Here is a 14,841-nt window from a genome sequence, read left to right as displayed (position 1 = left end):
GCCGTACGGCGCGGGCCCACCACGTCCTAGTTGTCGCCGCCGGTCTCATCCTCGAAGGCCCCGCGCATGCGCAGGTCGGCACGCGGGTCGGCCGGCGCGCAACAGCCCTGCCCGCCCTGGCCGCGGCGGGCCGCGTGCCACGAGGCAGCCACCACCACGAGCAGGAACAGGCCCAGAACTACGTACGGCATCTGCTCTCCTCATCTCTGCTCCTCATGAGCCTAGCTCGTTGAACCCCGCGACGACCCCCTCCGACCCTGCGCAGGTGTCAGGCGCGCTCGTCGCAGACGAGGAAGCCCTCGGGCGCCTCGTCGTCACCCTGGCCGTCATCGAGCCAGGCGCGGAAGCCTGCGGCGTGGCGCAGCGCCATCGTGGTCGTCCGCCACGCGCGGCAGAGTTGGGGATCGCTCAACCCGTGGGCGGGGCGTCGCCGGCGCGGACATCGGATCGATGGGTCAGCGACCGGGGTCCAGGGTCACGCACAGACGACAGGTCCGGTGCAAGTCATGAGGCACAAGCTGTCGGGGTGACACGTTGCACGGCTCAGTGCTGCGTAAGGTGCGCCGAGACGAGGTCGGCGGTCTGTTGGGGAGCTGCTTCGGGGATCCAGTGGCCCACATCCCGGAGCGTGACCAGCCGGTAGGGCCCGGTGACGTAGCGATGGGTGGTGCGGGCACCGTACGCCCCGAGCGCTGGATCCGCGTCCGACCAGATGTGCAGGGTGGGCACGGAGCTGTGGGGCGTCGCCAGGGCACGTCGAGCCGACTGTGCGGCGTACCAGTTGAGTGCTGGGCGGAGCTGCGTCTCGGTGCCGAGCCGGCTCAGCACGTGGTCCACGTCAACGGCTGTCTCGTCTCCGAAGAGCGATCGCAGACCGGCGGCGTCGTCAGCAAGCAGCGCGCGTTCGTAGCCGGGGGTGGCGAAGTCAGCCAGGTAGGCGGAGCGAGCCTGTTGATCCGGGTCGGAGGCGAGTGCCTCCATGAAGGCGCCGGGGTGCGGCACCGAGATCGCGGTGAGGGTCGTGACCCGCTCGGGGTGGTAGCCGGCGACCTGCCAGGCCACGGCAGCTCCCCAGTCGTGGCCCACCAGGTCGACGGACTCGATGCCGAGCACATCAAGGATGCCGGTCACGTCGCTCACGAGATGCTCCCCGGCATAGTCCTCCACGGCTTCCGGACAGGCTCCGGGGGAGTAGCCGCGCTGATCGAGGGTCAGCACGCGGTGCCCGGCGGTGGCCAGCGCCGGGACGACATGCCGCCAGCACCAGGACGTCTGGGGAAAACCGTGCAGCAGCAGGACCGGCCGGCCGCGAGGGGGTCCGGTGTCGGTGACGCGGAAGATGAGGGACCCGAGGGTGACGTCGCGGACGGCAGCCGACGGTCCGGGAGCCGAGGGATCGCGGGTCACGGCGGCCATCATGCCCCGGGGCCGAGGGTGACGGTCGGACCCGGACGCCGCGACCCCGGACTAGTCCGAGATGATCCCCAGCGGGCCGCGGACGTGTAGGTTCCGAAGTGGACAAGCGCACGGAACCGCCTCAACCTCCGCGCGCGAGACCGTGCGCGACGCCGCCACACGACTGGTTCGCGGCAACCGAGCAGAACCGACCCGCTCGTCGGGTCGCCCGACGCGGATGACTCCGCACGTGAAGAGACCCCCATGAATCAGTCCATCGCCTCCCCTCGGGTGCGCAGCACCAGACGCTTCTCGACAGGGCTCGGTCTTGCGGCCGCCGGCCTGCTCGTCGCCGGTGTCGCTTCTGTCGGCACGGCCCCCGCCCACGCTGCTGAAGCCCGGGTGACTCTCGGGACCGCCGCGTCGTACTCCGTCCTGGCAGGCAGCGCGGTCACCAACACGGGCCCGTCAGTCCTCAGCGCGGATCTCGGCCTCGCGCCCGGCTCCGCCGTCACCGGCTTCCCGCCCGGCACCGTCCTGGGCACCGTCCACGTCGCGGACGCCGTCGCCACCCAGGCGCAGATCGACCTCACCACCGCCTACAACGATGCCGCCGGCCGCTCGACCACGGCGACCGTCACCGCCGACCTGGCTGGCCAGACGCTGACGCCGGGCGTCTACTCGTCTGCGACCTCCCTGGGGCTGAGCGGCGCCTTGACGCTGGACGCCCAGGGTGACCCGAACGCCGTCTTCGTCTTCAAGGCAGCCTCGACCCTCACCACCGGGTCGAACAGCTCAGTCGTCCTCACGAACGGCGCGTCACCCTGCAACGTCTTCTGGCAGGTGGGCAGCTCCGCGACGCTCGGCACCGGCACGCAATTCGTCGGCACGGTCCTCGCGCTCACCTCGGCGACGCTCACGACCGGCGCCAACGTCAACGGGCGCATCCTGGCCCGCAACGGGGCGGTCACGCTCGACACCAATGTCATCACGACGCCGGCGTGTGCCGCAGCGCCGTCCCCGTCCCCGTCCCCGTCCCCGTCGCCGACAGCGACACCCACCACGACCACGACGCCGTCGCCCTCCCCGAGCCCCTCGGAGAGCTCCGGCCCCACTGGGACTCCCACCGATGACGACGGCCCCGTCATCCCGGCCGGCAACCCGCCGACGGGTCTCGGCGGCGCTCAGGAGGGTGGCAGCACCCCGGCCGTCCTGTTCCTCCTGGCGGGGCTCGCGGCTGCCGGTGCCGTCCTTGTACCCACACTGAGGAACCGCTCCTCTCGCCAGCTCTGACCCGCACGTGTCCGACCCGACAAGCACCTCCACCGGCACCAGGACTCTCCTTGGTCGCCGGTGGGTGCTTGCCGCGTGCCTCGCCGCCCTCGGCGCGGTGCTGGCCATCGCCGCGATCCTCAGCAACGACCCCGCGACCCCGACCACCTCGGCGGAGCCCGGAGCAACCGCCTCGTCGCCGCTGAGCACGTCCACCCCGGTCAGGACCAAGGCGCCCGCCGCCAGCAGGACCCCGGCTCCGAGGATCACCGCTCCGGAGACGACCACAGCCGCCCCGCTCGCGACTCCCGAGGGGACGCTGCCAACCGACCCCGTGGCCATCTCGATCCCCTCGGTGGCCGTCTCGTCCGAGCTGGTCAGGCTGGGGCTCGAGGAGGACCGCACGGTCGAGGTGCCGGAGAACGCAGAGCAGGCGGGGTGGTACGAGCTGGGGACCAGCCCCGGTCAGCTCGGATCGGCCGTGATCCTGGGGCACGTCGACTCGGCGGAGGGACCGGCGGTGTTCTACCGCCTGCGTGAGCTGGTGCCGGGGTCCCGGGTGCTCGTCACCCTCGGTGACGGAACGGTCGAGACCTTCGAGGTGTCGCGCCTCGAGACGATCCCGAACGACGAGTTCCCCGCCGAGCGCGTCTATGCAGGCACGCCGGACCGCCCGACGCTCAACATCGTCACCTGCGGTGGGGACTACGACTCGAGCCGCGGTGGCTACCAGTCCAACGTCATCGCCTACACCGAGCACGTGAGCACGGACCCGCCTGCCTGAGCCGGTGGCGAGGGGGAACGACCGGGGTCGGGGTGCTGTCGTGTCGCTCTCGCGATAGGCTCGTGGAGCCAGTCGTACTCCATCAGGAGTCAGGGAACCCGGTGTGAATCCGGGACTGACGCGCAGCGGTGAGGGTGACGGGCGGAGCACGCCACCTCACACGAGGGGGCAGCCACTGGAGCTGGTCTCCGGGAAGGTGCACCGACCCGGTCGATCCCGAGTCCGAAGACCTGCTGGCCCTAGCGGTGATCGCCGCCAGGTCACACGCGGCCCCGCGCACGGGCCTGACCAGATTGGCCCACCAGTGGTGACTCAACGCAACCGTGGCGACCTCTGCCCCGGTGTGCTCCGACCCTGGCCGGCCGCCGACGGGATGCTGGTCCGTCTCCGGCTCATCGGCGGCCGGGTGTCGTCCGCTTCCCTCCTCGCACTGCTCGAGGTGGCGGAGCATTTCGGGGACGGGCGGGTGCACCTCACCTCACGCGCCAACCTCCAGGTCCGCGCCCTACCCGGCGCGCGGGGGGAGCTGGACGCCGCGGTGCTGACCGCCATCGAGTCGACGGGACTCCTACCGACCCGCACCCACGAGCTGGTGCGCAACGTCATGGTCTCGCCGCAGACGGGGCTCGCCGGCGGGAGGGTCGACCTCCGTCCGGTGGCCGTCGACCTCGACACCCGGTTGTGTGCGGCACCCGAGCTCACGGGTCTTCCCGGTCGCTTCCTCATCGTCCTGGACGACGGTCGCGGAGATCTGGTGAGCCGCAGCTGCGACCTCGGGCTGGTGGCCCTCGATGCGGAGTCGGTCCAGCTGCGGGTGGGCGACGAGATGGGCCCGGTGGTCTCGATCGGCTGCGCCGCGGAGCACCTCACCCAGCTGGCCCGCGAGTTCGCCGTACGCCGCGGGGCGGCACCGTCGGCGCCGTGGCACGTCGTCGAGATGACCGACCCCCTCGTAGGTTCCGCGCTCCCGGACCCTCGGCTGCCCGAGCCCACGTCCCCACTGCCCTTCGGCCAGGTGCCGGGAGGGTGGCACGCGGAAGTCGCCCGTGAGGGCCTGGACCGAGGCACGGTGTCCGCGCTGACTGCCGCTGTCGCACACGTCGTGATCACCCCGTGGCACGGCGTTCTCGTCCCCGAGGAGACACTGTGACCGACCCGCTGACTGACCCGCTGACCGACCCCGCGATGGAGCCCGTGTCGGGCCTTCGACGGCCGCCCCGGCGCTATGACTACGTCGACCTCGGACCCGCGATCTATCTCGACTCCTTCGCCACGATCCGCCGCGAGGCCGACCTGGGTGCCGTGCCCCCCGAGGCCGACAAGCTCGCCGTCCGGATGATCCATGGCAGCGGCCAGGTCGATCTCGCCGCCGATCTCGTCATCCATCCCCGCCTGATGGCGGCGGCTCGGTCTGCGCTGGAGGCCGGGGCACCGATGTTGTGCGATGCCACGATGGTGGCGACGGGGGTGACACGGAGCCGGCTGCCGGCGCACAACCCGGTCCTGTGCTTCCTCAATGACGAGCGAGTCCCGGTGCTCGCTGACGCCTGGCGCACGACTCGGACGGCGGCCGCGGTGTCGCTCTGGGAGCCGCACCTGGAGGGCGCCGTGGTGGCCATCGGAAACGCCCCCACCGCGCTGTTCCACCTGCTTGAGCTCATCCTGGCGGGCGGTCCGCGGCCGGCCGCCATCGTCGGCTGCCCCGTCGGTTTCATCGGCGCCGCGGAGTCCAAGGAGGCGTTGGCCAGCTTCCACTCCGACCACGGCATCGACATCCCCTTCGTCACGGTCCGGGGTCGCCGCGGTGGCTCGGCGATGACCTCGTCCGCCCTCAACGCACTGGCCCAGGAGCAGGAATGACAGGCCGCTTCTACGGCGTCGGGGTGGGGCCCGGCGATCCCGAGCTGATCACCCGCAAGGCTGCCCGACTGATCGAGCAGGCTGACGTGGTCGCCTTCCATGCCGGGGTCGGGAAGGCGTCCAACGCCCGCAGGATCGCTGCTGAGCTGTTCCCCGCCGACGTGATCGAGGAGCAGCTCACCTATCCCGTCACGACCGGAGCCACGCAGCACCCCGGTGGCTATGCCGGCGCCCTGGCGGAGTTCTACGAGGAATCGGCGGCGCGACTGGCCGTGCACCTCGACGCGGGGCGCGACGTCGTGCTGCTCGCCGAGGGTGACCCGCTGTTCTACGGGTCCTTCATGTACATGCACGACCGCCTCGCCGATCGCTTCCCGACCGAGGTGGTCCCGGGTGTACCCGCCTTCGTAGCCGCGACCGCAGCAGCAGCCCGTCCGCTGGTCCGGCAGACCGACGTGCTGACCGTGCTGCCGGGCACCATGCCCGAGTCCGAGCTGGCGCGTCGCCTCGCCGACACCGACGCGGCGATCATCATGAAGCTGGGGCGCACCTTCCCCGCGGTCCGACGGGCGCTCGCCGCTGCCGGTCGCCTCGACCATGCGGTGTACGTCGAACGCGCCTCGATGCCTGAGGAGCGTTGGCTACCCGCGGCGGACGTCGAGGCCGGCTCGGTGCCCTACTTCTCGCTGATCGTGGTCACCGGCGACTCGCGGAACGGTCTGCGGTCACGCAGCGTTGACGTCGCGGCCGAGGTGGTCACCGAGGTTGCCGCGTCGGCGCCAGAGCTCTTCGTCGTCGGGCTCGGACCGGGACCGGCCGGTTGGACGACACCGGAGGTCACGAAGGCGCTCGCCGAGGTGGAGCACGTCGTCGGGTACGGGCCCTACGTCGCTCGCGTGCCCCAGCGCGCGGGCCTGACCCGGCACTCCTCCGGCAACACGGTCGAGGTCGACCGGGCTCGGTTCGCCCTCGACCTGGCAAGGGCCGGCAACAAGGTGGCTGTGGTGTCCGGCGGCGACGCCGGAGTCTTCGGGATGGCCGCTGCCGTCTTCGAGGCGGCCGAGGACGCGGCGTACGCCGACGTGTCGATCCGCGTCCTGCCGGGAGTCAGCGCCGTGCAGGCGGTGGCAGCGCGAGCCGGTGCCCCGATCGGTGCCGACTTCGCAGTCGTCTCGCTGTCGGACCGGCTCAAGCCGTGGGCGGTGGTCGAGCGCCGGCTGCGCGCGATCGCCGAGGCCGACCTGGTGCTCGCCATCTACAACCCGGCATCTCGTTCCCGCACCGAGCAGGTGGCGACAGCGCAGCGAGTCCTGCTGGAGCACCGCAAGCCAGACACCGTGGTCATCGTCGGCCGGGACGTCGGCAGGGCGGAGGAGTCGTTGAGGGTCACCACGCTGGCCGAGCTCGACCCGGCCAGCATCGACATGAAGTGCCTGCTCATCGTCGGCGCCGAGAGCACCCGCCTCAGCCCGGCCGGGGTCTGGACGCCGCGCTACGTGGAGGGCGAATGACCGTCCACTTCGTCGGCGCCGGTCCCGGGGCAGCCGACCTGCTGACCGTGCGCGCGACGAGGCTGCTTGCACGCGCCCAGCTGGTGCTGTTCCCCGGCACCTACCTCGACCCCGACGTGCTCGGCCACGTCAACGAGGACGCCACTCTGGTGGACACCCAGGACCTCGACCTCGACCAGATCGTCGAGCGCCTCGTCGCCGCCCACCGAGACGGCTGGGAGGTCGTCCGGCTCACCTCGGGCGACCCGTCGATCTACTCCGCCCTCGCTGAGCAGACCCGGCGCCTCGACGCCGCCGCGGTGCCGTGGGACGTGACCCCCGGCGTCCCGGCATATGCCGCCGCCGCAGCCCTGGTGGGCCGAGAGCTCACCGTCCCGATGCTTGCGCAGTCGGTCATCCTCACGCGTGCTCAGGCCCGCTCGACCCCGATGCCGGACGGGGAGTCCCTGGCGGCCTTCGCGGTGACCGGGGCGACGCTCGTGCTCCACCTGGCGATCACCCGGACACGTGAGCTGATGACCGAGCTCGAGCCTCACTACGGCGTCGACTGCCCTGTTGTCGTGGTCCACCGGGCCAGCCAGCCGGACGAGCAGGTGCTGCGGGGAACCGTCGGGACGATCGCCGACGAGGTGGACGCTGCGGGGCTGAGGCTCGCCGCCGTGATCCTCGTCGGGCGAGCCCTGGAGCCGTCCGCCGGCGGCGAGTCCCACCTCTATGACCCTGCCCGTGACCGGACCATCCAGCGGTGAACGACCTCTACGACGTCATCAACCGGCGCCGAGACACGCGTCGGGAGTTCACCGGGCAGCCGATCCCACCCGCCTCTCTCCAGCGGGTGCTCGCGGCGGCGCACTGCGCGCCCAGCGTCGGGATGAGCCAGCCGTGGGACTTCGTGCTCGTCCGCTCTCCGCAGACGCTCGAGTCGTTCCGCTCGCACGTGGCGGGGGAACGCGAGGTCTTCGCGGCCTCCCTGGACGGCGAGCGCGGGGAGACGTTCGACACGATCAAGGTCGAGGGTATCGTGGAGTCCGGGCTCGGCATCGTCGTCGGCTACGACCCGAGCCGCGGCGGGCCGGACGTGTTGGGCCGGCACGCGATCGCGGATACGGGCCTCTACTCGGTCGTCTGCGCCATCCAGAACCTGTGGCTGGCCTCGACCGCCGAGGGGCTGGGCGTGGGGTGGGTCAGCTTCTACCGCGAAGAGTTCCTCCGGGACCTGGTCGGTTTCCCGGCGCACGTCCGCCCGGTCGCGTGGCTCTGTGTCGGGCCGGTCTCGGCGTTGCCTGACGTGCCCGACCTCGAACGGTTCGGCTGGCGACACCGGTCTCCGCTCGCGGAGGTGTTGCACGAGGAGCGTTACGCACCCCGCGTGTAGACCCACTGGGTGACGGTGCGCGCGGGTGTCCAGCCGGTGAAGGAGCCGACGGGCGCAGCGGTCTCCACCGCGATCCGAGTCAGCTCGCCACCATGCTCCCCGTGGGCCTGCGCGAGCAGCTGCTCGGTCTCCAGAGTGACGCCGTGCGTGACCAACCGGCCTCCGGGCGGCAGCGCAGATCGGCAGGTGTCGAGCAGTCCGGGGGTGGTGCTGCCGCCGCCGACGAAGACGGCGTCGGGCCGGCGGAGCCCGGCCAGTGCTCCGGGGGCCGTGCCGGTGACCACGTCCAGCCCGGGCACCCCGAGGCGGGTGGCGTTGCGGGAGATGCGGTCGGCACGGCTGGTGTCGGCCTCCACGGCGGTCGCGGTGCACGTCGGATGGGCGCGCATCCACTCGATGCCGACCGACCCGGCGCCGGCGCCGACGTCCCACAGATGGTCGCCCGGCACGGGGGCCAGCCGGGACAGGGCGGAGGCACGCAGGTCGCGCTTGGTCAGCTGTCCGTCGTGCTCGAAGGCGTCATCGGGCAGCCCCGGCGTCCACCCGTGGAGTCGTGGGCCCCTCAGCTCCAGCCCCAGCACGTTGAGGCGCGGGGAGCCGTGCGACCAGTCCGCCGCCCCGCCCGAGACGTGTGACTCGGCGGACGATCCCAGGTTCCCCAGGACGTGGAGCAGGCTTGCGGCGTACCCCACCTGCGTCAGCAGGCCAGCGACCGCGCCGGGAGTGTGCTCGTCGGAGGACAGGACCAGCAACCGGCGTCCGGGGGCCAGCTCGCGCAGCACGAGCGCAGGGTGGCGACCGACCAGGCTGACGACCGCGCACGACTCGTCCGCCCAGCCGAGCCTGGCCCGCGCCAGCGCCACCGACGAGACTCCGGGGTGGATCACGACGCGGTCGCCGCCAAGGACGTCGATCAGGGTCGTGCCGACGCCGGAGAGCAGGGGATCGCCCGAGGCGAGGGCGACGACCGACCTCTCCCCGAGTGATGCCAGGAGCGCGGGGAGACCCGCACGCAGCGGTGTCGGCCACGGCAACCGTCGCTGCCCCGGGACGTCGGGCAGGAGGTCCAGGTGGCGTGCTCCGCCGAGCACGACCGGTGCACGCAGCACGAGGTCGCGAAGAGCGTCGGACAGGTCGCCCAGTCCACCGGCCGCGATGCCCACGACGGTGACCAGCGGGAGGGGTGCGGGGTGTGGCGAGTCGGGCACGAGGTGGCACGCTATCGTCACCGCAGGCACGAGGTGCCCCAACGGCCTGCACATCGGAGACGGTGAGCCAGGGTCGGAGGGGAGAATCTGGGAAGCCGGTGAAAGTCCGGCACAGGCCCGCTGCGGTGAATCAGGCCTCTCTCGCGAGGGGACCTGACAAGTCCGAAGACCGGCCTCGCGTCCGACATTTCCGAATGGCGAAGCGAGCGGGAGCCTCACATGCCACTGCAGTACCCCTTTTCTGCCGTCCTCGGGTGCGAAGCCGACGCCCTCGACGACATGGGCCTCGCCCTCGTCCTGACCACCATCGCGCCGGAGATCGGCGGTGTGCTCGTCCGGGGCGAGAAGGGGACGGCCAAGTCGACTGCCGTTCGGGCACTCGCGGCCGTGCTGCCCCCCGTCACCGTCTACGCGGGCGACAGGTTCTCCATCGATCCCGGCAATCCCGCCGCCACGTCTCCCGATGGCCCGTTCGCCGCCGATGCCGAGGTGCTGGCCCGCCCGGTCCGCCTGGTCGAACTGCCTGTGGGGGCCACGGAGGACCGTGTTCTCGGGTCGCTGCACCTGGAGCGCGCCCTGTCCCAGGGCAAGGTGGAATACGAGCCCGGCCTCCTGGCCCGCGCCCACCGGGGGATCCTGTATGTCGACGAGGTGAACCTGCTCCACGACCACCTCGTCGACCTGCTGCTCGACGCCGCGGCGATGGGTCAGGTCACCGTCGAGCGCGACGGCGTCTCGGTGGAGCACGCGGCGCGATTCGTGCTGATCGGCACCATGAATCCCGAGGAGGGAGAGCTCCGGCCCCAGCTGCTGGACCGCTTCGGACTGACCGTCGAGGTCTCTGCGCCGCGAGACCCCACCCAACGTGCCGACGTCGTACGGCGCCGGATGGCCTACGACGCCGAGCCGGTTGCCTTCACGGACCGCTACCGCGCGCTCGACCGCCTGCTGACCGAACGCATCGAGTCGGCACGCGACCACCTCGCCAAGGTGCGGCTGGGCGACGCCGCCCTGCTCAAGATCGCCGAGATCTGCGCCGCCTTCGACGTGGACGGTCTGCGTGCGGACATCGTCACGGCCCGCACCGCCGTCGCCCACGCCGCGTGGGAGGGACGCGACGAGGTCTCACGGGCGGACATCCGTCGTGCCGCGCTGCTGTCGTTGCCGCACCGTCGACGTCGCAATCCGTTCGACGCGCCCGGCCTCGACGAAGACCTGCTCGACCAGCTCCTGGGGGACGAGCTGCCCCCCGAGCCCCCCGACGTGCCGGCCTCGGATGGGTCAGGCCCTGATGCCGACGGCGGGCCCTCGGGCCCAGCTGGCGACCTCTCTCCCGGCGACAGCGACGCTTCTCTTGGACCTGAGTCTCGAGAAGACTCAGGTCCAAGAGACCGTCCGCTCGGTCCTGAGTCCTCAGAAGACTCAGGTCCGAGTGAGCCCGGGATGCATCTCCCGGACGCACCCCAGCGGTCGGGGGCGGACGCCGCGACAGGCACGGTCGTGAGCGCGAGTGCGGCATACCGCCCCAAGCTTCTGACCGTCCAGGGGCTCGGCGACGGTGCAGCGGGGCGACGCAGCCGAGCGCTGGCACGATCAGGTCGCCGCACCGGAGCAACCCGGGGCACCAACGGATCGCTGCACCTGGTCGAGACCCTCCTCGCCGCTGCCGGTCAGCAACCGGGGCGCAAGCAGGCAGGCGGTCGGGTCGAGCTGCGGACAGAGGACCTGCGGGTCGCCGTCCGCGAAGGACGCGAGGCGAATCTCGTGCTCTTCTGCGTCGACGCATCCGGGTCGATGGCGGCCCGCAAGCGGATGGGCCAGGTCAAGACCGCGATCCTCTCGCTCCTGATGGACGCCTACCGACGCCGCGACAAGGTCGGACTCGTCACCTTCCGTGGCGGGGGAGCGGAGCTCGTGCTGCCGCCGACGCACTCGGTGGAGATCGCGGCGGCCCGCCTCGACCAGCTCGCCGCCGGAGGTCGGACACCCCTGGAGGCCGGCCTGCTCGAGGCGGCGACGGTGTTGCGCCGGGAGCGGCTGCGCGACCCCCGCCTGCGACCTCTGCTCGTCGTGGTGACCGACGGTCGTGCGACCGACGGCGCCGACGCGATGGCCCGCTCCATGCGGGCCGCGGAACACGTCGCCGGCCTTCGCGTCACCACGGTCGTCATCGACTCCGAGGTCGGTCCGCTCCGTCTGGGCCTCGCCCGCCGGCTGGCCGAGGTGCTCCGAGCAGAGCACTTGCCCGTCGCGGAGGTCAGCGCTGAGGCCCTGACCGGTGTTGTCGGGACTCGAAAGGTGGTGGCCTGATGCCCCAGGGACAGCCGGTCGTGGTGCCGGACGACGGCCTGACGACCAAGCAGCGCCGCAACCGGCCGTTGGTGATGGTCCACACCGGCGACGGCAAGGGGAAGTCGACGGCAGCCTTCGGGCTTGGTCTGCGCGGCTGGAACCAGGGCTGGCGGATCGGCGTCTTCCAGTTCGTGAAGTCCGCGAAGTGGCGCATCGGGGAACAGACCGTGCTCGAGCGGCTCGGCCGGCTGCACGAGGAGACCGGCGAAGGAGGGCCGGTCGAGTGGCACAAGATGGGCGCGGGCTGGTCCTGGACCCGCAAGCAGGGAGATGCCGACGACCATGCCACCGCAGCGATCGAGGGTTGGCAGGAGATCAAGCGTCGTCTCGCTGCCGAGGCCCACGACCTCCTCATCCTCGACGAGTTCACCTATCCGATGAAGTGGGGCTGGGTGGACGTCGACGACGTGGTCGCCACACTGAGCGCCCGTCCGGGCTTCCAGCACGTCATCATCACCGGCCGCACCGCCGACCCCCGGCTGATCGAGGTTGCAGACCTGGTCACCGAGATGACCAAGATCAAGCACCCGATGGACGCCGGTCAGAAGGGTCAGAAGGGCATCGAATGGTAGGCGAGCGAGACGAGCGAGGGACGAGCGAGCGACCGAGCCTGCCGAGACAGGAATGGTGAGATTGCCGCGACTCGTGGTCGCGGCACCGTCGACGGGGCAGGGCAAGACCACGGTCGCCACCGGGTTGCTCGCCGCCCTGCGTGCGGACGGCCACGAGGTCAGCGGACACAAGGTCGGACCCGACTACATCGATCCCGGCTATCACGCCCTGGCCTCCGGGCGCCCGGGCCGCAATCTCGATCCTCACCTCGTGGGCGTGGAACGAATCGTCCCGCTGTTGCTCCACGGGGCAGCGGGGGCGGACGTCGCGATCATCGAGGGTGTGATGGGGCTGCACGACGGGCGGCTCGGCACCGACGGGTTCGCCTCGACGGCGCACGTCGCCTCTCTGACGCAGTCTCCGGTCGTGCTGGTGCTTGACATCGCCCGGCAGTCCCGGTCGGCGGCAGCGGTCGCGGCCGGCATGGCGGCGTACGACTCAGAAGTCTGCGTGGTCGGGGTTGTCCTCAATCGTGCTGGTTCGCCGCGGAACGTCGCCGAGATCCGTCGCGCCCTCGAGAGGGTGTCGCTGCCCGTGCTCGGGGTGCTGCCGCGCGACCAGGAGCTCGCCACGCCCTCGCGGCACCTGGGTCTGGTCCCCGCCGTCGAGCGGCAGGATTCCGTGCGGATGGTGCAGAGGCTCGGTGAGCAGGTGGCTCACCACCTCGACCTCGATGTCCTGATGGACGTCGCGCGCTCGGCCCCCGAGCTCGACGCGATGCCCTGGGATCCTGGTCAGGAGATCTGTCAGGGGCCGGGACGTGCCGTCGTCGCAGTCGCCGGCGGCCGCGCTTTCACGTTCCGCTACGCCGAGACCGAGGAACTGCTGCGCGCGGCGGGTTGTGAGGTCGTGGTCTTCGACCCGCTGGTGGATCGCGCGCTGCCGGCGGGCACGCGAGGCATCTACCTCGGCGGCGGCTTCCCCGAGGTGTACGCCGCAGACCTGGCCGCCAACCGGAGCCTGCTCGACGACCTGGCACGCGCGGTCCGTGCGGGTGTCCCCACGGTGGCTGAGTGCGCCGGGCTGCTCTATCTCGCCGAGACCCTCGACGGGGTCGCGATGGCCGGTGTCGTGCCCGTCACGGCCGCCATGACCGACGTGCTGACGCTGCGCTACCCGACGGCCACGGCGCCCACCGACTCGCTGCTGACCCGGGCCGGGGAGCAGGTCACCGGTCACGAGTTCCATCGCACGCAGACCTCGCTCCCCAGCGGGACGAAGCCGGGATGGGAGATCGACGGGGCGGCGGCCGGCTTCGCGACGGACACGTGGCACGCGTCCTACCTGCACGTGCACTGGGCCGGGCACCCGCTGCTGGCCCAGCGCTTCGCCGATGCCGCACACGGCGCCCTGCCACACGAACCGTCCGTCCTCGTCGAGGAGCCGGTGGCCGTCGGGGGTCTTGAGCCGGCTCCGCACTGTGAACCCAAGGACGCTGGGCTGGCCGAGCCACTCCGCCACCACGGCGACGTCGAAGCAAGCACGGGGCTGTTGGACTTCGCCGTCAACGTCTATGTGGGGCAGCGGCCCGCGTGGCTCGATCGCGCACTCCACGCAGCGGTCGACACCACCGTCTACCCGGACGCGGCACCGGCGCGGGCTGCCATCGCCCACCACCTGCGACGGCCCCAGGAGGAAGTGCTCCCGACCGCCGGCGCGGCGGAGGCGTTCACCCTGATCGCGCGGTCGCGGTCGTGGCAGCACCCCGTGGTGGTGCACCCGCAGTTCACCGAACCGCACGCCGCGCTGGAGCAGGCGGGTCACCGGGTCGACACCGTGCTCTGCCGGCCCGACTTCACCCTGGATCCCGCGGTCGTGCCCGAGGACGCCGACCTCGTCATGATCGGCAACCCCACCAACCCGACCGGCGTCCTGCACCCCGCTGCGCTCCTCCGCAGCCTGCGGCGGCCGGGTCGGCTCGTGGTCGTCGACGAGGCCTTCATGGACGCCGTCCCCGGTGAGAGCGAGTCTCTCGTCCGGTCGACCCTCGAGGGCGTGATCGTCATCCGAAGCCTCACCAAGCACTGGTCCATTCCCGGGATCCGAGCCGGCTACGTCGCTGGCGACCCTCGCGCTGTCGGCGAGCTCGCCAGGATGCAGACGCCGTGGTCGGTGGCCGGCCCGGCAGTGGCCGCTCTCGTCGCCTGTGCCAGTGACCGCGCAGACGTGGAAGCCACCGCGCGCGCGCATGAGATCGACCGGTGGCGTGACCACCTCGTCGATGGTCTGCAAGACCGGGAGATCGAGCACGTCTCGTCGGTGGCTCCCTTCGTCCTGACCCGCCTCGGAGCTGACCGCCTGATGCTGCGAGACGCAGGCATCGCCGTACGCCGCGCAGACACGTTTCCCGGACTCGACTCCACGTGGGCGAGGATCGCCGTGCGACCCGAGCCCACGACGGAGCACCTCTTCACCGCCCTCGACCATCTGTCCGTCTCGCGCCGCCAGCCCGCACACTGATCTGAAGGACAC

The 14,841-nt window shown here is 71.6% G+C and carries 13 protein-coding genes and 2 riboswitches; of the genes, 10 read left to right on the top strand and 3 right to left on the bottom strand.

Annotated features, from left to right (window positions below; genetic code table 11):
- Positions 1–26: 26 nt before the first annotated feature.
- Entirely contained in the window at positions 27–191 is a 165-nt protein-coding gene (locus VNJ48_RS13270; RefSeq protein ID WP_325602848.1) for a hypothetical protein, read from the bottom strand.
- Between the two features lie 352 nt (positions 192–543).
- Positions 544–1,407, bottom strand: a complete 864-nt coding sequence (locus VNJ48_RS13265) for an alpha/beta hydrolase (RefSeq protein ID WP_325602846.1) — start codon at positions 1,405–1,407, stop codon at positions 544–546.
- 252 nt (positions 1,408–1,659) lie between these two features.
- On the opposite strand from VNJ48_RS13265, the gene VNJ48_RS13260 reads away from it, so the two are divergent.
- From VNJ48_RS13260 to bluB, 7 genes are all read left to right on the top strand, one after another.
- Positions 1,660–2,688: an ice-binding family protein gene (locus VNJ48_RS13260; RefSeq protein ID WP_325602845.1), complete on the top strand. Its 1,029-nt coding sequence runs from the start codon at positions 1,660–1,662 to the stop codon at positions 2,686–2,688.
- A 7-nt stretch (positions 2,689–2,695) separates the two neighbouring features.
- A complete protein-coding gene (locus tag VNJ48_RS13255) occupies positions 2,696–3,451 on the top strand; it encodes a class F sortase (protein ID WP_325602843.1) in 756 nt (251 codons plus the stop codon).
- A 52-nt stretch (positions 3,452–3,503) separates the two neighbouring features.
- Positions 3,504–3,703: riboswitch (cobalamin riboswitch) on the top strand.
- 55 nt (positions 3,704–3,758) lie between these two features.
- A complete protein-coding gene (locus tag VNJ48_RS13250) occupies positions 3,759–4,601 on the top strand; it encodes a nitrite reductase (protein ID WP_325602841.1) in 843 nt (280 codons plus the stop codon).
- A 35-nt stretch (positions 4,602–4,636) separates the two neighbouring features.
- Positions 4,637–5,311: a precorrin-8X methylmutase gene (locus VNJ48_RS13245; protein ID WP_325602905.1), complete on the top strand. Its 675-nt coding sequence runs from the start codon at positions 4,637–4,639 to the stop codon at positions 5,309–5,311.
- Complete coding sequence (locus tag VNJ48_RS13240) at positions 5,308–6,822, top strand: precorrin-2 C(20)-methyltransferase (protein ID WP_325602839.1); 1,515 nt, start codon at positions 5,308–5,310, stop codon at positions 6,820–6,822. The genes VNJ48_RS13245 and VNJ48_RS13240 overlap by 4 nt, the downstream gene beginning before the upstream one ends.
- On the top strand, positions 6,819–7,571 hold the full coding sequence (gene cobM / locus VNJ48_RS13235) for a precorrin-4 C(11)-methyltransferase (RefSeq protein WP_325602837.1): 753 nt from the start codon (positions 6,819–6,821) through the stop codon (positions 7,569–7,571). The genes VNJ48_RS13240 and cobM overlap by 4 nt, the downstream gene beginning before the upstream one ends.
- Positions 7,568–8,197: a 5,6-dimethylbenzimidazole synthase gene (gene bluB / locus VNJ48_RS13230; protein WP_325602835.1), complete on the top strand. Its 630-nt coding sequence runs from the start codon at positions 7,568–7,570 to the stop codon at positions 8,195–8,197. The genes cobM and bluB overlap by 4 nt, the downstream gene beginning before the upstream one ends.
- On the opposite strand, the gene cbiE is transcribed toward bluB, so the two are convergent.
- The gene (gene cbiE / locus VNJ48_RS13225) at positions 8,179–9,405 is read right to left on the bottom strand and encodes a precorrin-6y C5,15-methyltransferase (decarboxylating) subunit CbiE (RefSeq protein ID WP_325602833.1); all 1,227 of its coding nucleotides are present in this window, start codon (positions 9,403–9,405) and stop codon (positions 8,179–8,181) included. The genes bluB and cbiE overlap by 19 nt on opposite strands.
- A gap of 45 nt (positions 9,406–9,450) precedes the next feature.
- A riboswitch (cobalamin riboswitch) is annotated at positions 9,451–9,597 on the top strand.
- A gap of 27 nt (positions 9,598–9,624) precedes the next feature.
- Between cbiE and VNJ48_RS13220 the strand changes: the two genes are divergently transcribed.
- From VNJ48_RS13220 to VNJ48_RS13210, 3 genes are read left to right on the top strand one after another with little or no spacing between them, the layout of a single operon-like run.
- Positions 9,625–11,715, top strand: coding sequence for a VWA domain-containing protein (locus tag VNJ48_RS13220; RefSeq protein ID WP_325602831.1), 2,091 nt, complete (start codon positions 9,625–9,627; stop codon positions 11,713–11,715).
- Positions 11,715–12,329 (top strand): cob(I)yrinic acid a,c-diamide adenosyltransferase, encoded by a 615-nt coding sequence (cobO, locus tag VNJ48_RS13215; RefSeq protein ID WP_325602829.1) that lies wholly within the window; start codon positions 11,715–11,717, stop codon positions 12,327–12,329. The genes VNJ48_RS13220 and cobO overlap by 1 nt, the downstream gene beginning before the upstream one ends.
- Before the next feature lie 52 nt (positions 12,330–12,381).
- Positions 12,382–14,829, top strand: coding sequence for a cobyrinate a,c-diamide synthase (locus VNJ48_RS13210; protein WP_414689952.1), 2,448 nt, complete (start codon positions 12,382–12,384; stop codon positions 14,827–14,829).
- Positions 14,830–14,841: the final 12 nt, after the last annotated feature.

This window comes from Nocardioides sp. (assembly GCF_035576065.1).
Classification (GTDB): domain Bacteria; phylum Actinomycetota; class Actinomycetes; order Propionibacteriales; family Nocardioidaceae; genus Nocardioides.
The sequence above is the reverse complement of the archived record's forward strand: the minus strand, read 5'-3'. Positions and strand labels throughout refer to the sequence as shown.